The sequence below is a fragment of the Faecalicatena contorta genome, assembly GCF_021531895.1.
Lineage (GTDB): Bacteria > Bacillota > Clostridia > Lachnospirales > Lachnospiraceae > JAFBIX01.
On record NZ_JAFBIX010000017.1, the window covers coordinates 25,064 to 46,307 of the forward strand.

The following is a 21,244-nucleotide window of genomic DNA, read 5'->3' on the forward strand; positions in this document are numbered from 1 at the left end:
ATTCTTTTCCAAAAAGCAAGTACTTTTGCCATATTTTAAGAAACATTTCGAAGCCTACAGGACTTTCTATCGGAAGCTTTCTCCAAATGGATAGTTGCAAAAAGGATGCCTGTCACCTTATTTTGTAGCAGGCATCCTCATTCCTTCTTTTATTTTGTTCTGTGGCTTAATTCCTTCGGTGTATACAGATGTCTTGGAATACCATCTACCATAACCGGTGATACATCTCCCTGAATCAGCGGTCTTACATAAGAAATAAATTCATTGGTTACATAAGTACCTTCTTCATTTACCCACTCTCTTGGAACAAGCTTCTCATCGTTAGCGATCTTGTGAACGTCTTTCACTTCTGTTCCACACTGATATGGATCATCAGATAATCTCTGAAGAACAACCATCTTACCGGAATCTCCTTCATCTGCTGCCTTAACAGCTGCACCGCCTACCTGGTATGCTTCCAGAATATCTACACGGGATGCTGCATGAGAAGCAGAACGCTGTAATGTACTCAGCTCGATCGCACGAGTCTTACATCCCATCTCACCTGCGATGAAGCTTGCAAGATATGATGCTGTTCCTGATAACTGCTTGTGTCCAAATGCATCAACGAAGTCAATGCTGTTACCCAATTCACATACATATCTTCCATCAGCAATACGGATACCTTCTGATACTGCGACTACGATGGATGTCTTCTTCTTCAGAAGAGCCTTTACTTTTGCGCTGAATTTCTGAAGATCAAATGTAATCTCCGGCAGATATACCAGATCAGGACCTTCGCAGTCTTCACCCATTGACAAAGCTGTAGCACCAGTCAGCCAACCGGCATTACGTCCCATAATCTCTACGATCGTAACAATACCTTTTTCATATTCCAGACAGAAGCTGTCACGGATAATCTCTTTCATTGAAGTACCAATATACTTCGCTGCACTTCCATATCCAGGTGTATGATCTGTAAGTGCAAGGTCATTATCGATTGTCTTCGGGCATCCGATGAATCTTGTCGGGAAACCTGTAATAATTGCATAATCAGACAACTTCTTGATGGTGTCCATAGAATCATTTCCACCAATATAAATAAATGCTTCAATATCTAATTTTTCAAGAATTGCAAAGATCTTATCATATACTTCACGGTTCTCATGAATCTCTGGCAGTTTATAGCGGCATGACCCCAAAAATGCCGCCGGTGTTCTTTTCAATAATTCTGCATCCAATTCGGTCTTGATATGATCAGAAAGATCGATATACTTCTCTTGTAATAATCCTTCTACTCCATGAAGCATACCATACACTTTCTTAGCTCCACGATCTTTCGCAGTACGATAAACTCCTGCAAGACTTGAGTTAATCGCTGCTGTAGGGCCTCCTGACTGTCCTACGATAACATTTCTTTCCATAAACTAGTTCCCTTCCTTCCTTAAAATTGCTGTCGATATTATTATTTTAGTATATTTCAACATAAATGTCTACAAAAAATCTGGTTATTTATGCAGATTTACAACTGCTTCATTCTGAGCATAGATATATCCCTTCATACATCCGTTTCCTGTCACATCTACAACCTCATCATCTTCAATCTCAACCTCCATTTGACACTGATTGTTACAGACTGCACAGTTTATCTTTATTTTTTCCATTTCATTTCCTCCTGATAACATTATTATAAAATTTGAAAACCGTGTCACATACATTTTCAGTATATAACAAAAAAACCTCTTACAAAACTCTGCAAGAGGTTGAAAACGTGGGCGAGAGGATTCGAACCCCCGACCTTTTGGTCCGTAGCCAAACGCTCTATCCAGCTGAGCTACGCCCACACAACTATGAATCATTTTCACAGCAAAATAAATTATATCCTAGTCTCTCTACATTGTCAACATTTATTTTGATTTTTTTGTTTTTTTCTTTTTATTTTTTTCTCATTCCTTTTCAAAACTAACTTATTAGTGTTACTATAAACCCATGAATATTAAGGAAGGTTTACATATTATGACAAAAAAAATAGCTGTTATTAATGACTTATCAGGATTTGGCCGTTGCTCTTTGACGGCTGCAATATCTGTTCTATCTGCTATGGGCGTGCAGGCCTGCCCGCTTCCCACGGCAATATTGACCGCACAGACAGAATATCCCAGTTATTACTGCGATGATTATACAGATAAGATGGAATATTTTCGTTCAGAATGGGAAAAGATGGGGCAACATTTTGATGGAATCTACACTGGATATGTTGCCAGTGTAGCGCAGATCAACCAGATTTTTCGCTTTATTGATACCTTTGATACCCCTGATACCTTTCTTCTAGTGGATCCAGTCATGGGGGATGACGGACAGACCTATTCCATGTATACCCCTTCTTTATTAAAACAAATGCAGCTACTGGTACAAAGAGCCGATATCATCACTCCGAATCTCACAGAATTATGTCTGTTGACCGACGCCAATTATCAAAACATAACCCATATGAAAGATTCTGATGAACTGTTTTCCACGATTCAAGAGCTTGGGCAGCAGCTCTGTAAAACCGGACCACAGAACATTATCGTTACCGGAATACATTTCCAGAAAGATGATAATACAAAAGCAATAGGGAACCTCTATATCACCGCAAAAGATTCCTTTCTTGTTTCTTTTCCCTACATTGGTGGAAGCTACTCTGGGACTGGCGACCTCTTTGCTTCTTGCATTGCCGGCGGAGTTGCAAGAGGCGATTCCATTGCTGACGCAATTCAGCTGGCCGGAGAATTTCTAGAACTTGCACTTGCCGATTCCGTAAAAGAGCAGGTTCCATGCAACGATGGGGTAAATTATGAACAATTTCTTTGTCATTTGGGTACAGGGTAAAATTCATTTGGGTACACCACATTTTTTAATTGGGGACGTAGTACTTTTGCAAAGTACTACGTCCCCAATTTATGTTTTTCTTAAGAAACTTTATAAACTTTTCCAGTTCTTGACATATTCCCGTCACATTTCACTTATATAATAAAGATATCAATTAAAGAAGACGGTGGTTGTGCTTTTATTATCATAGGGTATGGTTACCGGACTTCGCCTAACAATTAGTAAAATTTATATAGATTTTTTTCATCCCCCTCCAATGGCTAGTGCACATGTGCTGGCCTCTTTCCTTTTTCTAAACGTTTTTCAGATTAGGTATTCCATCTTTCTGTCATTTTATGCTATAATAGAAAAAGCGCACCGATATATGCGTACTTTCTATTCATAGAAAGAATTATTATGCAGCAGTGGTCGAGTTGGCTGATGGCATCTGCCTCGAAAGCAGAAGAGCCGCAAGGCTCCGGGGGTTCAAATCCCTCCTGCTGCGTTTTCACTATTGTTTATATGGAATATTTGGACTTCATATCTCAGGATTCTGTAAGATATGAAGTCCATTTTTTGTCCATATATTCCTTCTTTTTTCTTTATACAATCTTAATGCCAGACTTCATGCCCTAATGCATATTTTATGGAACTGGTGCGAAAATATACTGAAAGAAAGTGTCGGTAAAACTGACGCGCACACCATTGTTTTATTTTATTTTGGTGTATTTAAGGAGCTGGCATAGATACATGAGCAAGTTAAAAAAGCAACTTACTTCCGCACAGATTATTATTCTTGGCTTTGCTGCCGTTATTTTGATAGGAACTTTATTGTTAATGCTGCCTTTTTCCACACAGGATGGGCATAGTCCACTTTTTTCAGATGCTTTATTCACCGCAACTTCTGCTGCCTGTGTGACTGGGCTGGTCGTTCATGATACAGCTACTTACTGGTCCACTTTCGGACAGGCGGTTATCATTCTTTTGATACAGATTGGCGGTATGGGTGTCGTAACATTTGCCGTAGCTATTGAAATATTTTCCGGTAAGAAGATTAGTCTGAAGCAGAGAAGTACCATGCAGGAAGCAATCTCCGCACCCAAAGTTGGCGGAATTGTTCGGCTGACTGGTTTTATTTTGAAAACGACATTTTTAATCGAACTGATTGCTTCTATTATCATGGCACCTACATTCTGTAAAGAATTTGGGCCTTTGAAAGGAATCTGGTACAGCGTTTTTCATTCTATCTCTGCATTTTGTAATGCAGGATTTGATTTGATGGGATGTGAAACTCCTTATTCATCCCTGACTCATTTTTCCAATACACCTGTGATCAATCTGACTATTATGGCTTTGATCATCATTGGTGGTATTGGTTTTCTGACATGGGACGATATCACAATCAACAAACTGAATATTAAAAGATACCGGATGCAGAGTAAGATTATCATAATGATGACTTCATTTTTAATTCTGCTTCCCACTCTATATTTTTTCTTTTTTGAATTCTCGGATACGCCTGTGGGAGAACGCATCTGGATCTCTCTATTCCAGGCAGTTACTCCAAGGACAGCCGGATTTAATACAACTGATCTGACGATGATCAGCGAAGCAGGGCTTGCACTCATGATTTTTCTAATGCTAATCGGTGGTTCTCCTGGATCCACAGCCGGTGGAATGAAGACCACAACACTTGCCGTCATGCTGTCTACATCCATCTCTGTCTTCCGTCACAATGAAGATACACAATTTTTTGGACGAAGGATCACTCCAGATGGCGTACGTAATACGATAACGATTGCGACCATGTATTGTACTTTATTTTTCAGTGGAGGGCTTATTATCAGTCGTGTAGAAGATCTTCCTCTACTGACCTGTTTATTTGAAACAGCATCGGCTGTAGGTACCGTCGGACTGACGCTTGGTATCACTCCACAGCTTGGTTTATTATCACATAGTATCTTGATTCTCTTGATGTATTTGGGCAGAGTCGGTGGACTGACATTAATTTTTGCGGCTTTATCTAACCGCCGTGTGTCTCCGGTAAAATTACCTCAGGAAAAATTGACTGTCGGATAAGGAGGAACTTATGAAATCTATATTATTGATCGGTCTTGGCAGATTTGGACGGCATATTGCATTTAAACTGAATGATTTTAACCACGAAGTAATGGCAATTGATGATAATGAAGAGCGAATCAACGCTATCCTTCCCTACGTTACGAATGCTTTGATCGGTGACAGTACGAATGAAGAATTTCTTTCTACATTGGGGATTCGTAATTTTGATGTATGTATCGTGGCCATCGGGGATAATTTTCAGAATTCATTGGAAACAACTTCTCTATTAAAAGAATTAGGAGCAAAAAAGGTCATTGCCAGGGCCTCTACCGGTGTACACGAAAAGTTTTTACTGCGAAATGGGGCAGATAAAGTTGTATATCCCGAGAAACAATTAGCTGCATGGACGGCAATCCGTTGTACCTCGGATTATATTCTTGATTATATTGATCTAGATGGTGACTACTCCATCTTCGAGCTGGCAATTCCAAAAGAATGGTGCAACAAGACGGTATTACAAATAGATATCCGTAAAAAATACGGGCTGAATATTCTTGGAATCAGAGTAAACGGAAAAATGGATATGAACATCACACCGGATACATTTCTGACGGAAGAAAACTCGATTCTTGTGCTTGGACATTTAAAGACGATTCAGAAATATTTTCATATCTGATTCTTCGCTGCCCTTTTGAGGAGGTGGTAATCCTATGAAAGAACTGTTTCTTATCATCCTGATAATCGCTCTTTTTTCATTCGGATACTTTATTATGAAACAAATCGATGAATTTCTTACAGAAAATCAATCGCAGATTACGGACAAGCATGATTCAGAAACTCTAGGTAGATAATTGCATCTGCCTGTGCTACAATGGATACTACATATCGGAGGACATGAATCATGAATCAGACTATGGATAAAGATATAACAATTAACACCTCATATTCTGCCAGAACAAACAAGAAAAAACAGTTTATCAGCATTCTGGAAAATGCTGCCAAAAGTGTTGTTATTTTGTTGGGTGCTACTCTTTTGTGCCTTTTATTCCATCGTCTGGGATTCACAGATTCGAACATCATTATGGTATATATTCTGGGAGTTCTTCTGACTTCTATTGCTACTTTCCACTGGGTATACAGTCTAGTCTCATCGATTGCCAGTGTATTTATCTTCAACTATCTGTTTATCGTTCCCCGCTTTTCTTTCGCGGCTTATGATACCGGCTATCCGATTACGTTTGTGGTCATGTTTCTGACAGCATTTCTCACCGGAATTCTGGCTATCCGATATAAGGAACAGGCAGAACAGTCTTCGAAAAGTGCGCAGCGTACAAGAATCCTTCTGGATACAGATCAGCTCCTGGCAAAAGCCAATGATAAAGTGCAGATTCTGACGGTTACAGCAACACAGATTATCAAGCTTACCAACCGTAATATCATTATTTTTGAGGCTTCAGGCGGAAAATTGTCCACGCTTCATACATTTCCGGCAAATGGGAAGGACTTTCCATCTTATAATAAAGAGATCGAGACAAGCGCAGCAGAATGGGTATTAAAGCACAATCATTCTGCAGGGGCGACTACAAAGCTTTTTTCTGATTCCAGATTCTTCTATCTTGCGCTTCGTGTCAATGACCGTATCTATGGAGTTATTGGGATTGACATAGGAAATAATCTGCAAGATACTTCTGAACACAGTATCCTTCTTTCTATCTTAAGTGAATGTGCACTGGCATTGGAAAACGAAAAAAATATCCGTGAAAAAGAAGCTGCTGCGATCCTGGCAAAAAGTGAGCAGCTTCGGGCAAATCTGCTTCGTACGATTTCTCACGATCTTAGGACCCCTCTGACTTCCATCTCCGGAAATGCCAGTAATCTGATAAGCAACGGAAGTCATTTTGATGAAGAAACGAAGCAAAAGCTTTACGAGGATATTTATACAGATTCTATGTGGCTGATCAATCTGGTCGAAAATCTTTTATCTGCCACAAGAATAGAGGAGGGACGCATGACCCTTCGTGTCACTACGGAACTTTTGAGTGATATCATAGAAGAAGTTGTACAGTACAGTAGCCGTAAACTTCAGCAGCACCATCTGACCGTCGATTGTAAGGATGATCTGATCCTGGTAAAGGCTGACACTAAACTGATCGTACAGGTCATTGCAAACCTTGTAGATAATGCTATAAAATATACTCCGCAGAATTCTTCTATCACAATCTCCGCTCGCACGACCGGCAGCATGGCTGAAATCTCTGTTGCCGATAATGGGCCCGGAATCTCTGAGGAAGACAAAGATAAGATCTTTGATAAATTCTACTGCGGATCGAATAAAATTGCTGACAGCCGGCGCAGTGTGGGGCTGGGCCTGTTTCTGTGCAAAGCCATTGTGGAAGCCCATGGCGGAACCATTCATGTGGAAGATAATCTGCCGCATGGTGCAATCTTCCGCTTTACCCTTCCAAGAGAGGAGATTGTATTACATGAATAAAATTCAGATACTTGTAGTGGAAGATGATGCTCCTGTACGCAATCTGATCACTACCACATTAAAAGCACATGATTATCGTTTTATCACCGCAGAGAACGGAGAAGATGCTGTGATGGAGGCTGCTTCCCACAATCCGGATATCATCCTTCTGGATCTGGGACTGCCGGACATTGACGGTGTCGAGGTCATCACCCGTATCCGTAGCTGGTCTAACACTCCAATTATTGTTGTCAGTGCGAGAAGTGAAGATACTGACAAAATCGATGCTTTGGATGCCGGTGCCGATGATTATCTGACCAAACCATTTTCCGTCGATGAACTGTTGGCCAGACTGCGTGTGACTCAGAGACGCCTTGCCCTCATGCAAAACAATAATTCACAGCAGGCCATCTTCGTAAATGGACAGCTTCGAATCGACTATGCGGCAAACTGTGCATATCTTGGCGATGAAGAACTTCATCTGACACCCATTGAATACAAACTTCTCTGTCTTTTGGCACAAAACACTGGTAAAGTCCTGACCCACAAGTTCATTACCCAAAGCGTATGGGGAAGCTGTTGGGAAAATGACGTGGCATCCTTACGTGTATTCATGGCAACCCTTAGAAAAAAACTGGAGAGTGCCCCCGGCTCTCCCCAGTATATTCAGACGCATATTGGTATTGGTTATCGGATGCTCAAAGTAGAATCCGACAAATCATAGATTCTTGCCTTGTCTGTCATCAGCTCTTCATCGAGCTGATACAGGCAGTCCAGCAGTCTTACCTGAAACGTTCCAGTTCCAGGGCATTCCTTTGCCGCAAGTTCTCCGACAATTCCCATAGACGCAGCTGCCAGCACAGCTGCATGAATTCCTTCTTCCCTGTCAGATGCCAGGAAAGCCGTACACAAAGCTCCCAACATACAGCCCGTTCCTGTAATCTCGGATAACATCGGATCACCATTTGCAATCAGATATGCACGATGTCCACCCACGATCAGATCTTCTTTTCCACTTGCCAGAATAACCGTACCTGTTTTTATAGAAAACTCATGCAAGGTCTGAAGGACTTGTTCTCTGTTAGCCTCTGTCAGTGCATCCTCTTTTCCGGCATCAATCCCAATGCTGTGCGACGGTCTTCCGGCCATCGCCAGAATCTCCGACATATTTCCCTTCAAGATAGCCGGATAACCTATTGTGAACAATTCTTTTACATATGCCATTCGAAGATCACTGCAGGCTACACCCACCAGATCTAATAACACTGGTATAGATCGCTCTTTCGCTGTTTTTAACGCTATCTTCATTGACTCCATTCTGGCATCCGTTATATTTCCCAGATTCAGCATCAATGCATCAGCACTCGCCGTAATCTGAGCTACTTCACGAGGATGTTCTGCCATGATCGGCCGTCCTCCTGCTGCCAGTATCACATTTGCGCAGTCATGAATAGAGATGGGATTCGTGATACAATGAATTAAAGGCCTGCACCTCTTAGTTTGGTTCTGCAGCCATTTTATGCTTTCTGTCATATACCGGACCTCCTAAACTCTGCTGGAATTTGACAAGCAGTCCGGCACGGCTCAATGCTTTTAAGAAAAAGTATGCTACGGTACCACCCATCAAAGTTGCCCCCAGAAACATCGGTGTATAATAAAAGGCTGTCAATCCATCTCTTCCCATCAGAAAAGCCATTACCGGATAAGAGACGATAGAACCGATAATTCCAGTCCCAAACACCTCTCCTATAACTGCACAGATTATCTTTCCTTTAGATAATCGATAAAACACACCAGATAAAAAGGCACCAAATACTGCTCCTGTAAGTGCAAGTGGCGGAATCCCCATAAACATCATACGGATGATTCCGATTAAAGTTGCACATAACAAAGAATACCACGGTCCCATCAATACAGAACATACAATATTGATCAGATGTGCTGTCGGACACATTCCTTCTACTCTAAGAATTGGTGAAATAACGACTCCAATCGCTACCATCATTGCTAACATTACCATACGAAACACATCTACTCTTGTCTTTGTCATGAACTCATTCCCTTTCTACTGATTCAATAATCATTTGCATCCTAGCACGTTTTCCCCGCTATGTCAAACAGAACGCCATATCTGCCATTTCTATTATACTTATAAGGTATCACAAGACGTCTATTATATGTATTTCCATTTTTTTCAAAAGAATGTTAAATTATAATCAGAAAGAGGAACAAGATATCAACAAGAAAAAGAAAAGGAGATGTTAATTATGTTGAAGAAATTAGAAGCGTTCTTGGCAGAATATTATGAGAGCTTTCACTTGGGGTAATCGCATTGATCAGAATCGAAATTTTTGATGTGAACAGATAAGGAGAAAAAAATTGAATAAGCCAACGTCGTGCAACAGTCCAGACATTGCATAACATACAATCAAGTGTATAGTATCTATGCAATGTCTGGACTGTTGAATTCTGTAAATTCTCCAGATGAATCTATTCCTGATTATCCTTCTGTTCTATCCACACATCCATGCTTCCCGAGCGAAATCCTTCCATATCTAATGTAATATATGTATATCCCAGTTTTTTCAGATATTCTGTAATGGCATCTCCCTGTTCTATCACACGTTTCATATTCTCTTTATCTACTTCGATTCGGGCGATCTCTCCATGTACCCGAAGTCTTACATTATAAAATCCCTGTGATCTTAGATACGCTTCTCCTTGCTCCACCTTACGCATCGCTTCATATGACAGTCTCGTTCCATAAGGAAATCTGGTAGCAAGACATGGGCTGGATGGCTTCTTCGCAACAGAGATTCCATACTCTTTTGCCATTCTGCGCACCTCTTCTTTGGTAAGTCCTGCATCTGCCAGCGGACTTATCATCCCCAGTTCATGGATTGCCCGGATCCCCGGCCGATATACATGCAGATCATCTTCATTTGTCCCTTCAAGGATCTTGCGAACGCCAAGTCTTTCTGCTTCTTTTTTCAGTTCCTGAAAGAGATATTTCTTACAACGATAACAACGGTCTACCGGATTATCCTGGATATCTGCTCCGTTCAATTCATCCATTTCCAATACATGAAAGACAGCCCCCACCTCTTCGGCCACCGTCCTGGCACCGTCAATCTCGCCGGACGGATGCATCATTGCGTGAAACAGAATCCCATAAACCTTTCGCCCGGTCTTCCTGGCAGCTTCACAGGCGATTTTTAAGATCAGGCTGCTGTCCACACCTCCGGAAAAGGCTACGACCAGATCTTCTTTGGCATATTCCTCCAACTGATGCTTTAGCTTCTCTTTTTTCTCTTCATAGCATAAAACGGATGGACTCATGACAACACCTCATCTTCTGCCTCATGGCGGACTCTGCTCCAAACTTCCTGATAAGAGAGTCCCTTTTCCCTGCAGATTGCAGTGACACTTTCATATTCTGGATACACCCGGACATATCCTTCTAATCTGCAGACCTTGACCTTTGCCTCTCCAAGAGAAGTCCGTACTGTGCAGATTTCTCTTTGCATGACCGTCCGCTCCATCTTCACCCTGCGAATCCCAATCGTCGTTGTCTCATGGAAGATGATCTCTTCCATCTTTGGTACATCTTCTTCACTGCAGATTACATTCATCTGATATGCCGGACGGTTCTTCTTCATAAATACCGGAATATAATGCACGTCTCTGGCTCCGGCTTTGAACAGACGCTCCATTACATGCCCCAGCGCCTCTGGCGTACAGTCATCCAGATTCGTCTCTAATTTGTAGATATAATCTGCTTCTTCGGATTCCGGCTCAATCAACATTCCCCGCAGAATACTGGTCCTTCCGTAATCACGTTTGCCGGCTCCCATTCCGATTCTTCGAATCTTATACTTTCCCGGAAGATGATCCGAAGTCCGTACTGCCGCCACAATCGCTGCTCCGGTCGGAGTCACCAGTTCTGCTTCCGTCTCTGTGATATGCAGCGTAAGTCCATGCTGCTGCGCAATATTCAGCACTGCCGGAACCGGCACCGGAATCACGCCATGCTGGCAGCGGATGGTTCCACGCCCTTCATACAACTCAGGTACAATAACTTCTGTAACATCAAGATTGTCCAGGCATACGGCAGCCGCTACAATATCCACAATGGAATCGACTGCTCCCACTTCATGAAAATGCACTTCTTCCAGTGTGGTGCCGTGAGCTTTTGCTTCTGCCTCTGCCAGTACTTCAAAAATATCAACCGCAATCTTTTTGGCATGTTCCGTAATTCCAGAATGCCAGATGATATCCAGAATCTCTGGAAGCCCACGATGCTCATGTGTATGATGATGTTCGTGACCTTCATGGCCGTGATCATGGGTATGTCCTTCATGACTGTGCTCATGTGTTCCATGAACATGTTCATGTTCTTCATGGCTGTGTATATGTTCACCATGCTCATGTGTATGTATCTGCATGTCATCATGACCATAAAGATATCCATTATCATGATCATGGTTTTCATGCTCTTTATCTAAGATAACTCGAAAATCGCAGGCATCCAGGCCCGACTTTTTCACGCGGCTGATCTGTACATCAAATCCTTCCACCGGAAGGCTTCTAAGCTGCTCTTTCAAAATCTCTGGATCCGCACCAAGGTCCAATAAAGCACCGACCGTCATATCGCCGCTGATTCCACTGTAGCATTCTAAATATAGTGTCTTACCCATTACCGTTCCCCCAATCTGTTAATCTGTGATGCAATATATCCTGCTCCATAGCCATTATCAATATTTACGACCGCAATTCCATTGGCACAGGAATTAATCATGGTCAGTAATGCTGACAGCCCCTTTAAATTCGCTCCATACCCGACAGAAGTCGGAACGGCAATGACCGGCTTATCCACCAGACCTCCAATGACACTTGCCAGGGCTCCTTCCATTCCAGCCACCGCAATGATACAATTGGCCTTCTGAATCGTATCCAGATTCGCAAGCAGCCGGTGCAGGCCGCTGACGCCCACATCATATACACGCTCTACATAAGAGCCAAAGTATTCCGCTGTCTGGGCAGCTTCTTCCGCCACTGCAATGTCTGAAGTTCCTGCGGTACATACGGTAATACATCCCTGTTTTTCTTTCCCCGGATTCTCAATTTTGATGATTCCGGACACGGTATCATACTGAACATCCGGATATCTTTCTTTTAATAGCTCATACTGTCTCTGAGACGCTCTGGTCCCGAACACTTCTCCCTCCATTTCATATATTTTCCCAAAGATTTCAAGAAGATGCTCGTCTGCCTTTCCACTGCAGAATACGACCTCTGGGAAACCAGAGCGCAGTTTCCGATGGGTATCAATCTTGGCATATCCCAGTTCTTCGAACGGCTGCCTTCTAAGATGTCCTTCTGCTTCTTCCACAGACAACTCTCCATTTTTCAATTTCATCAATATCTCATGCGTATCCATTCTTGCCTCCATTGCTGTAACATATTCGGATCATCGCTATCTATCCTTCCAGACTACATTCGATTATATCACAGGAGGTCAATTTTAGGAAGTACCATTCCAACTTTTGAAAAACTAAAAAAAACAGGATGGGCTGCATAAAACAATCCCATCCTATTTATTTATTCTTTGCAAAGATCTACCAGAGCAGTCAGTCTCTTCAGGTAGATCCGCCCGGAAAATGCAATGTGAGGCAATTCGTAAAATCGGCTCTTTGCCGGACAAATCGGCCGATAGAGTGGGTCTGCAACAATGACTTTTGCATCTTTCAACCGTTCTTCTGCCTCTTCTTCTCCACGAATCACTAGATCTTTAGGTGCCAGTAAACCATCGGTCTCTTCCAATGGACATAATACACGAACTGGCTGCCTTGTCTTACGTTCGATTGCCGCAGCCAGAGATCCCATCGTAACAGGTTCTCCGATCAGTGTAATCTCAGCATCACCTGACAGTCTTCTGTCAAGGTAAGCTACCGACATTTTTCCACTCTCTACGGCCTGTTCCAGTGCCTTTGACAAGTCTTCTGTAAAATCTCCCACCGGGGTCCCGACCACATAAGGTGTCCCAAACTTTTGCTCTAAGACCTTCGCCACGCGAAGACCAACGGAAGAAACCACCAGATTCACAGCCGCTTCTGATGCTCGCGCCAGAGCATCCAGATCATCCCCCATGGCCCAGGTAGACAACACCTCCCACCCAGACTGTTCCAGGCTTTCTATGAATCGTTTTACATGTGAAATTGGCCCAAAATCCAACGGTGTCACCCCCAGAACATTTAGACTCCGTGGACTGGTACATCGCTTTTCAGAATCTGTAAAGCGCTCTGCAATCTCAGCCAAAGCAATTCCTGCGCCATATACATAATCATGCATCCCGTTTGTCGGAACGGAAAAGGAAGGAATGCCTGTTTCTTCTTCCAGAATCTGCGCTAACGCCGGGAAATCCGTTCCATTCATGAAGGGAATCGGAGAACCTGCCAGAGCGAGAAACTTAGGGTGCAGCTCTTCGGCCGCCGTTCTAATATCATGAAGAAATTTCTCATCATTTCCAAGAATGGCGTCAATCTCCGTTAATCCTGAGATATAGATCAGACTGTCCTGATCATACCAGCGGATCTCATCATGTGTATTATAAGTAGAATTGCAACCGGACGGGTCATGCATGACTGTCATACCGCCCAGTTCATATAATGCCGAGCATACGCCTGATACATCGGCTGTATAAACCGGTATAATACGATAGGATTGTCTCATAAGCAGCAATCACACCCCCATCCCTTTTGAATTACCAGTGATTCCGTATCCTTTTCCTCCCGAAAAGCTTCTGTCATCAACTGCGCAAGTTGTCGGATTCCGTCAAATCCATACAGGCCGCCGCCTTGAACCATATTGACAAAATGCCGGCTTTTGGTAAACCATGCGGCTTTCTGACCGATTGCCAGCACTTCTCGCTCTCCGCCTCTTGGCAACACGCGCATCTTCACCTGAATCGTTGCCGCAAGTTTTAACCCAGGTGCATGTTCACGAAGCCATTCAAAGTCTTCTTTTTCCTCTGGGCTGATGCTGTCCAGGTAGACGGTTTCCACCACAAATCCGTGTGAGATCAACAATCTTGCCAGCCCAAGCGGTCTTGGATGGAACAGATAATCAATCGCTATCGGCGTATCGCCAATCTCCCGATGTGCCTGTTCCAATGCTCTTTCACATGCTGCAATCTCATCTTTCGCATCAATTGGTGGTAAATGTAATGCATCTGCAAGTTCATTCATGTGCTGCGTAATCTCATCATACCCAAAACATGCCGGCAGATACAAGTGCTTTCTTCCCAGTCGCTCTGCCTGTACCTCTGCACCGTAACGTCCCGGAGGATAGAAAGATACGAACAACTCAGAAGCACTTAACTCCAGATATTCCTCCCATGTCTTGCAGGCCGGAAGTTCTCTTACTGCATATCCATGCTCTTTAAGAAATCGCGGAATATCCGCCGTCTCATCCAATGCAAAATCACTGCCCAGAAGACTTACACTCTTCGGCTCTGGCGTTCGTTCCGGTAAGGGGTCATACATTGCTTTTCTTAACTTCTGGTCTGGCGTAAGCCCAGTCTTCTGCATGATCGGATCCATATAGCAACGAATAAATACAATCTCCGGGAATCGTTCTTCTAATTCCTGATAGACCCGGTCCAGATCACAGCCCAGAAAATGATGAAGGCATACAGTAAATAAAAGAACTGCCTTCGGATATTCCGGTAGCTTCTTAATTACATCCGTCACACCTTCTATGGTCACATCTTCCAGATTACCATTCAGAAGATTCTCCTCTTCCACAATCACAAAGGAAAACCGGTCTGCCGCATTCATCTCTGCTGCCGTCAGTACCACACCACGCATACAGTTATCAGCACATACATAGATCTGCCTCGATTCCGGAAGCTGCATTCCAGTGTGGACAATATTCCAGTTGCCGTGAACCGGCGAATTGAATTCCAGTTCAGAAGCAAATGGAGCCGGAAATGCAGCATCCTTGATCGTCGTTACCGCACCTTCCGTATCAATAGATTCTCCCACTCGCTTTAACATAATTCCTCCTTCTGACATGCTGCCAGAATCTGACGCGCCAATACACGATACTCTTCTGCCATGTCACTGTCCGGATAACATTCCAATAGAATCTTTCCCTGTTCTTCTGCCATCGGTACCTGCTCACTTCTGGACAGCGTCCCGATTACTTCTGTCTGAAAATCTTCGGCCAGCTCTGCCACTTTTTCCTCTTCTCGTTTAACATTTCTGCGATTTAGAATAATCCCTCCCAGAGAGGCATATCCGCGATTCTTAAAGTTCTCTACGGCCATCGCAATATTGGCCGCAGCGTGAATGGCCATATTTTCTCCAGAGGTTATGATAAATACCTTATCCGCATAGCCTTTTCGCATCGGCATAGAGAATCCGCCGCAGACCACATCTCCCAGAACATCATAGAACACAACATCCGGCTGATAAGTTTCATAAGCGCCTTTTTCTTTTAATTTTTCCAATGCTGTAATGATTCCGCGTCCCGCACAGCCAAGACCGGGAGTCGGGCCGCCTGCTTCCACACAGACTACACCGTTATAACCGATTCTGACCATATCTTCCAGCTGAAAATGATTCTTTTTCTGCTGATATAATTCCAGCACCGTAGGAACCGGCTGCCCCTGGCGAAGCTGAAGCGTGGAATCCGCTTTCGGATCACAGCCGATCTGCATGACTTTCAGTCCCTGCTCTGCCAAAACTGCCGCCACATTTGAAACCGTTGTTGACTTGCCGATGCCGCCTTTTCCATAAACTGCAATTTTGATCATATCATTCCTCCGATTTTCCATCCTTTGTAATCACATTGGAATATGCAGTCTTCGCAGTCACCCCACGGAGCCGCCCTATCTTCCCGGACAATGCACTGATGATATCCTGGGGTGCATCAATTGCGATACTGATAATATTGATTCCTTTCTCGCGGTAAGGAATTCCCATTCTTCCAATGATATATTTCCCTTCTGCATGAAGCAGATGATTCAACTCTTCTATTACATTTTCATTTTCTACAATGATAGAAATCACTGCAACTCTTGTATCCATATTCGTCCCCTTCTGCACATCTCTAATACCTCTTGCTTCTTTTCAACGGATTCTTCTAACAGATACGTGGCAGAAGCTCTCCGCCCGGCTGCGGAAGAAGTGCCTGTGTTCCAATCTCCGTTGTCATGACAACACGTCCCGGCTGTTCTTCTGTCACTTCCCCGATAATGGCAGCATTCTGTGAATATGGACATTCCTTTAATACTTCTACAATCTTCGGTGCTACTTCCTTTGGTGCCATGATGACCAAACGTCCTTCACACGCCAGATACAATGGTTCCAGGCCTAACATTCCACATACACCCTTGACTTCCGGTGCAACCGGAACTTTGGAAGCATCCAGGCGAATCCCCACATTACTCTGTCCGGCAATCTCATAGAGAACCGTTCCTACTCCGCCGCGAGTCGCATCACGGATTACATGAATATCATGGGTTGCGTCCATCACGGACTTGACCGTTCCCCACAAAGGAGCACAGTCACTGGTTACATCCGCTTCAATTCCAAAATCTTCCCTTGCCAGCAGAATGGTACATCCATGTCTTCCCACATCTCCGGTCACAATGATCGCATCTCCCGGTTTCGCCAGATCTCCAGATGTGCAGACGCCTTCTTCAATCTGTCCCACACCGGTTGTGGTAATAAAGATACCATCCACCTGCCCTTTTCCGGCTACCTTCGTATCGCCGGATACGATCCTGACGCCTGCTTCTTTGGCCGTCTTTTCCATCGCAGCGGCAATCTCTTCCAGCTTCTCCATCGGAAATCCTTCTTCAATGACAAAGGCACAGGTCAGATATAATGGTTTTGCCCCCATACATGCCAGATCATTGACTGTTCCACAGATGGACAGCTTACCGATATTTCCTCCCGGGAAAAATGCCGGTGATACGATAAAACCATCCGTTGATACCGCCATCTTTCCTGTAGGCGGCACAAGCACTGCTGCATCATCAGCCGTAAGATCCGGGTTTGCAAAATGTGCCTTGAAGACCTGATCGATCAGCTCAGAAGTCTGCTTTCCTCCAGCTCCATGAGCCATGGTTACTGTTTGATTGTTGATTGATTTATCCATCTTGATTCTTTACTTCCTCTCTACTTTTGTCCGTTCTATTTCATTGGCATTCTGCAGGTACATAGGTCATCAGATCCCATACATGTAGAATGCAGAGCATGCTCCTTCGTTGGATACCATACAGGCTCCGATGGGGTGTTGCGGAGTACAGCCTTTGGCAAATACTTTGCAGTCGGATGGCTTGCATTTTCCCTGCAGTACATCTCCGCAGCGACAGGCCGGATTCGGTTTTCCTTCTATCTTAGGCATCTGATATTTCTTTCGTGCATCATAATCCTGCCACTCTTCTTTTAACTGAAGGCCAGAATCCGGGATTACTCCCAGTCCACGCCATTCTGAATCACAGGATTCCATAAGTTCAGCGACTAATGCCTGTGCCTCTCGGCTTCCTTCTCTGGTCACAACCCTTGGATAGCAGTTCATAAAGAATGGTTTTCCTTCCTGATACTTGACCAGAGATACTGCCAATGCAGTCAGAAGCTCTTTCGCCGTAAATCCTGCAACCACACCGCTGACTCCTTCCTGAACCAGCGATTCGCATAACTCGGTTCCCGTAATCGCATTGACATGACCAGGATATAAGAAGACATCCGCACTTCCCTTTAAAGCCGCATAGGCACCCGGCATGGTCTTATTCGCTACGAGCAGTGAGTAATTCTGGATTCCGTCTTTCTTTGCCTGCTTCACAGACAAACATCCAGCCGGCGTAGTCGTCTCAAATCCGACTGACAGGAATACCACCTGTTCTTCCGGGTGTTCCACTGCATATTTCTCTGCATCCGCCGGGGAATAGACGATATGAATCTTCGCTCCTTTGGCTCTTGCTCCTGCCAGACTCATCTCGGTTCCCGGAACCCGGACCAGATCCCCGAATGTACAGATGGTAACGCCTCGCTCTAATGCCAGATAGACGGCCTCATCAATAAATCCAACCGGTGTGACACATACCGGACATCCCGGTCCCGAGATTAGTTCCACCTGTTCCGGCAAAAGCTTACGAATACCCAGCCGGAAATTTTCATGGGTATGGGTTCCACAGACTTCCATAATTCGAAGCGGTGGTCCGTCATAGGTCTCAATTATCTCTTTTGCTGTTTTCTTCTTCTCTTCCCCCATTACAGTAATTCCTCCATCAACTGATCGGTCTCGCTCTCATCCTCATCGGTAATTCTTGCAATTGCAACTCCGGCATGAACCATAACATATTCACCGGGCTCCAGGTCTTCGATCAACTGAGCAGATACTTCTCTCTTAGCACCGTCAGCGTCTACAATTGCAACTCCGTCACCGATCTTTACTACCTTTGCAGATAATCCAACACACATATTCCTTCTCCTCCATCTTCTATCTGTTATCTATGATAAATCGTCTTGATTTCCATTGATCTTATGCATCGCATAAGCAGCCTGCCCCAAGGCAATTCCCCCGTCATTGGGTGGAATCATGCTGTGCTTTAACACTTCAAAGCCTTCTCTCTTCAGATATTCATCTGTCAATCGAAGAAGCAATTGATTCTGGAACACCCCGCCGCTTAATGCTACTTTTCTTCTTCCATTCTCCTCACGGATCTGGATGCAGGCAGCCACGATCTGTCTGGCCAGTTCTGCATGGAACCGATAGGCAAGCCATTCAGTATCCTCTCCACCTAGCCGTGCATGCACAATCTTCTGTACCAGTTCCCCTGTGTTGAGAATCATTCTGTCAGCCTGATTCTCCTTGAATGGAAGAATCTCTTCTTCGTCAATGAATCTCTTCCATGCTTCTTCAGAACCTGCCTGCTTCTCATAAGCTTCCGCTGCAAATTCCAGTGTAGTCGAAGCTTCTCCTTCGAATGTGGAACTGCGACGAATCCCAAGAATTGCACTCACTCCGTCAAAGAGCCGCCCTGCACTGGTGGAAGTAATCGCATTGATCCTCCGCTCCGCCATGGTAAGTAAGACCTTTGCCTCTGCTTCACTGCACAATCCCAGTCTCTGGGCAATCTGCTGTGCTTCTTCTCTTGCACCCGTATAGCCATAGATTAAGGAAACGGCAATCCTCCATCCCTCTTTTGCGGAAATATCTCCGCCAATCTGCAAGAATGGCTCAATGCTCCCCAGTCTGGTAAATCCATCATAATCTGCCGCCAGAATCTCTCCGCCCCACACAGTGCCATCTGTTCCATATCCGGTTCCATCAAAGGATACCCCGATGACAGGCTCTGCGCAGTCATTTTCCGCCATACAGGAGAGAATGTGCGCATAATGATGTTGTACCTTCATTACTGGAAGCCCCAGTTCTTCAGCGATTGCTGTAGAATTATATCTGGGATGAAGATCACAGACTACGACCGATGGTTCCACTTCCAAAAGCGTCTCCAATCGGATAATCGTTTCCTTCAATGCCTTGACTGTTCTTAAGTCTTCCAGATCTCCCACATAAGGCGACGGATAGAAACGACCATCCACTCCGATGCAGAAGGTATTCTTCAGTTCGCCTCCTACCGCCAGGACCTGCCCTTTCCACGGGTCCGACACCATAAATGGAAGTGGTGCATAGCCTCTGGAACGGCGGATCATGTAGGGTTCTCCTTTGTAATAATCCATCACAGAATCATCTGCCCGGATCCGTATCTTACGATCATGAGATAACATACAATCACACAGATAGGCCAGTTCCGCAGATGCCTCTTCATCATCTCTGCAGATAGGCGCTCCCGAGGTATTGCCGCTGGTCATGACCAGACAATCCGGCATCTGGATTCCGTCATCATATTGAAAGATCAGAAGCTGAACCGGTGCATACGGAAGCATAACGCCAATCTTTGGATTGTCCGGTGCCACCGATGGTGCCATCCTGGCACTCTCTTTTCTTTCAAGCAGAAGAATCGGCTTCTGATGCCCTGTCAGAACCTGCTCTTGTATCTTTGTCACTTCGCATTCTCTTCGCACAACTTCCATATCCCGTGCCATCACTGCAAATGGCTTTGCCGGGCGTCGCTTCAGTTCCCGAAGTCTGTGGACTGCTGATTCATTCGTTGCATCACAGCACAGATGGAATCCTCCGATTCCCTTGATTGCCACGATTCCACCTGACGCAATTGTCTTCCGAGTATATGTAATCGCATCACGGTCACGTTCTGCCCGGCCAATCAGATATACTTCCGGTCCACACTCATTACAGCAGACCGGCTGTGCATCATACCGCCGGGTATCCGGATCATGGTATTCCTTTGCACACTCCGGACACATGGGAAATTCCTTCATACTGGTACGCTCCCGGTCATAAGGAAGTGCATCCAGAATGGTAAGTCTTGGCCCGCAACAGGTACAATTGATAAATGGATGCAGATACCGCCTGTTGCCGGGATTGAACATTTCCTCCTGGCATTCCTCACAGATAGCAATATCCGGAGACACGAAGATCTCACCTTTGGTCTTCTCACTCTCAATAATCTCAAACGACTCGAATGTGACCGGCTGTTCTTCTGGCTCGACATTCATCTTCAGGATTACAGCCCGTCTCGGCGGATGATTCTGAAGATCATCCAGAAATCCCTCTATCTGCACTTCGGTTCCCTGGGCAAATATCTCCACATACGGTCCTTTATTGCAGACACTGCCGCTGATACCATTTTTCATCGCATGGCGGCTCACCGTGGGGCGAAATCCTACCCCCTGCACAATCCCATATACTCTTATCCTTCTGGTCATCGTCTCCTTCATCCGCTCTACCATC

At 44.5% G+C, this 21,244-nt stretch carries 20 protein-coding genes and 2 tRNA genes; 6 read left to right on the top strand and 16 right to left on the bottom strand.

Going from position 1 to position 21,244, the window contains the following annotated elements:
* Positions 1-149 precede the first annotated feature (149 nt).
* From JQM81_RS08095 to JQM81_RS08105, 3 genes are all read right to left on the bottom strand, one after another.
* Positions 150-1,403, bottom strand: a complete 1,254-nt coding sequence (locus tag JQM81_RS08095) for a 6-phosphofructokinase (RefSeq protein WP_235233010.1) — start codon at positions 1,401-1,403, stop codon at positions 150-152.
* 84 nt (positions 1,404-1,487) lie between these two features.
* Entirely contained in the window at positions 1,488-1,643 is a 156-nt protein-coding gene (locus tag JQM81_RS08100) for a hypothetical protein (RefSeq protein ID WP_235233011.1), read from the bottom strand.
* Positions 1,644-1,749: 106 nt separating this feature from the next.
* Positions 1,750-1,823, bottom strand: a tRNA-Arg gene (locus tag JQM81_RS08105).
* Positions 1,824-1,995: 172 nt separating this feature from the next.
* Between JQM81_RS08105 and JQM81_RS08110 the strand changes: the two genes are divergently transcribed.
* The 6 genes from JQM81_RS08110 (at position 1,996) to JQM81_RS08135 (ending at position 8,084) form a co-directional block, all read left to right on the top strand.
* On the top strand, positions 1,996-2,850 hold the full coding sequence (locus JQM81_RS08110; protein ID WP_235233012.1) for a pyridoxamine kinase: 855 nt from the start codon (positions 1,996-1,998) through the stop codon (positions 2,848-2,850).
* Between the two features lie 398 nt (positions 2,851-3,248).
* Positions 3,249-3,334 (top strand) — tRNA-Ser (locus tag JQM81_RS08115).
* A 245-nt stretch (positions 3,335-3,579) separates the two neighbouring features.
* The gene (locus tag JQM81_RS08120; RefSeq protein ID WP_235233013.1) at positions 3,580-4,908 is read left to right on the top strand and encodes a TrkH family potassium uptake protein; all 1,329 of its coding nucleotides are present in this window, start codon (positions 3,580-3,582) and stop codon (positions 4,906-4,908) included.
* 10 nt (positions 4,909-4,918) lie between these two features.
* Positions 4,919-5,566, top strand: a complete 648-nt coding sequence (locus tag JQM81_RS08125) for a potassium channel family protein (RefSeq protein ID WP_235233014.1) — start codon at positions 4,919-4,921, stop codon at positions 5,564-5,566.
* Between the two features lie 225 nt (positions 5,567-5,791).
* Positions 5,792-7,381, top strand: a complete 1,590-nt coding sequence (locus JQM81_RS08130) for an ATP-binding protein (RefSeq protein ID WP_235233015.1) — start codon at positions 5,792-5,794, stop codon at positions 7,379-7,381.
* Complete coding sequence (locus JQM81_RS08135) at positions 7,374-8,084, top strand: response regulator (protein ID WP_235233016.1); 711 nt, start codon at positions 7,374-7,376, stop codon at positions 8,082-8,084. Before JQM81_RS08130 ends, JQM81_RS08135 begins: the two co-directional genes overlap by 8 nt.
* On the opposite strand, the gene thiM is transcribed toward JQM81_RS08135, so the two are convergent.
* The 13 genes from thiM to hypF all read right to left on the bottom strand — a co-directional run bounded on the left by thiM (position 8,048) and on the right by hypF (position 21,231).
* Positions 8,048-8,893, bottom strand: coding sequence for a hydroxyethylthiazole kinase (thiM, locus tag JQM81_RS08140; protein WP_235233017.1), 846 nt, complete (start codon positions 8,891-8,893; stop codon positions 8,048-8,050). The two genes, JQM81_RS08135 and thiM, sit on opposite strands and share 37 nt — an antisense overlap.
* A complete protein-coding gene (gene thiW / locus JQM81_RS08145) occupies positions 8,856-9,410 on the bottom strand; it encodes an energy coupling factor transporter S component ThiW (protein ID WP_235233018.1) in 555 nt (184 codons plus the stop codon). Before thiW ends, thiM begins: the two co-directional genes overlap by 38 nt.
* 440 nt (positions 9,411-9,850) lie before the next feature.
* Positions 9,851-10,699 (bottom strand): ATP-dependent sacrificial sulfur transferase LarE, encoded by an 849-nt coding sequence (gene larE, locus JQM81_RS08150; protein ID WP_235233019.1) that lies wholly within the window; start codon positions 10,697-10,699, stop codon positions 9,851-9,853.
* Entirely contained in the window at positions 10,696-12,057 is a 1,362-nt protein-coding gene (larC, locus tag JQM81_RS08155; RefSeq protein WP_235233020.1) for a nickel pincer cofactor biosynthesis protein LarC, read from the bottom strand. Before larC ends, larE begins: the two co-directional genes overlap by 4 nt.
* Complete coding sequence (larB, locus tag JQM81_RS08160) at positions 12,057-12,800, bottom strand: nickel pincer cofactor biosynthesis protein LarB (protein ID WP_235233021.1); 744 nt, start codon at positions 12,798-12,800, stop codon at positions 12,057-12,059. Before larB ends, larC begins: the two co-directional genes overlap by 1 nt.
* 161 nt (positions 12,801-12,961) lie before the next feature.
* The gene (locus JQM81_RS08165) at positions 12,962-14,092 is read right to left on the bottom strand and encodes a nitrogenase component 1 (protein ID WP_235233022.1); all 1,131 of its coding nucleotides are present in this window, start codon (positions 14,090-14,092) and stop codon (positions 12,962-12,964) included.
* Positions 14,089-15,417 (bottom strand): nitrogenase component 1, encoded by a 1,329-nt coding sequence (locus tag JQM81_RS08170; protein WP_235233023.1) that lies wholly within the window; start codon positions 15,415-15,417, stop codon positions 14,089-14,091. The genes JQM81_RS08165 and JQM81_RS08170 overlap by 4 nt, the downstream gene beginning before the upstream one ends.
* Positions 15,411-16,178, bottom strand: coding sequence for a nitrogenase iron protein NifH (locus JQM81_RS08175; RefSeq protein WP_235233024.1), 768 nt, complete (start codon positions 16,176-16,178; stop codon positions 15,411-15,413). The genes JQM81_RS08170 and JQM81_RS08175 overlap by 7 nt, the downstream gene beginning before the upstream one ends.
* Before the next feature lies 1 nt (position 16,179).
* Positions 16,180-16,452, bottom strand: a complete 273-nt coding sequence (locus JQM81_RS08180; protein ID WP_235233025.1) for a TM1266 family iron-only hydrogenase system putative regulator — start codon at positions 16,450-16,452, stop codon at positions 16,180-16,182.
* A 55-nt stretch (positions 16,453-16,507) separates the two neighbouring features.
* Positions 16,508-17,527: a hydrogenase expression/formation protein HypE gene (gene hypE / locus JQM81_RS08185; RefSeq protein WP_235233026.1), complete on the bottom strand. Its 1,020-nt coding sequence runs from the start codon at positions 17,525-17,527 to the stop codon at positions 16,508-16,510.
* Positions 17,528-17,596: 69 nt separating this feature from the next.
* Positions 17,597-18,643 (bottom strand): hydrogenase formation protein HypD, encoded by a 1,047-nt coding sequence (gene hypD / locus JQM81_RS08190; protein WP_235233027.1) that lies wholly within the window; start codon positions 18,641-18,643, stop codon positions 17,597-17,599.
* Positions 18,643-18,852 (bottom strand): HypC/HybG/HupF family hydrogenase formation chaperone, encoded by a 210-nt coding sequence (locus tag JQM81_RS08195; RefSeq protein WP_235233028.1) that lies wholly within the window; start codon positions 18,850-18,852, stop codon positions 18,643-18,645. Before JQM81_RS08195 ends, hypD begins: the two co-directional genes overlap by 1 nt.
* Positions 18,853-18,882: 30 nt before the next feature.
* The gene (gene hypF / locus JQM81_RS08200) at positions 18,883-21,231 is read right to left on the bottom strand and encodes a carbamoyltransferase HypF (RefSeq protein ID WP_235233029.1); all 2,349 of its coding nucleotides are present in this window, start codon (positions 21,229-21,231) and stop codon (positions 18,883-18,885) included.
* Positions 21,232-21,244: the final 13 nt, after the last annotated feature.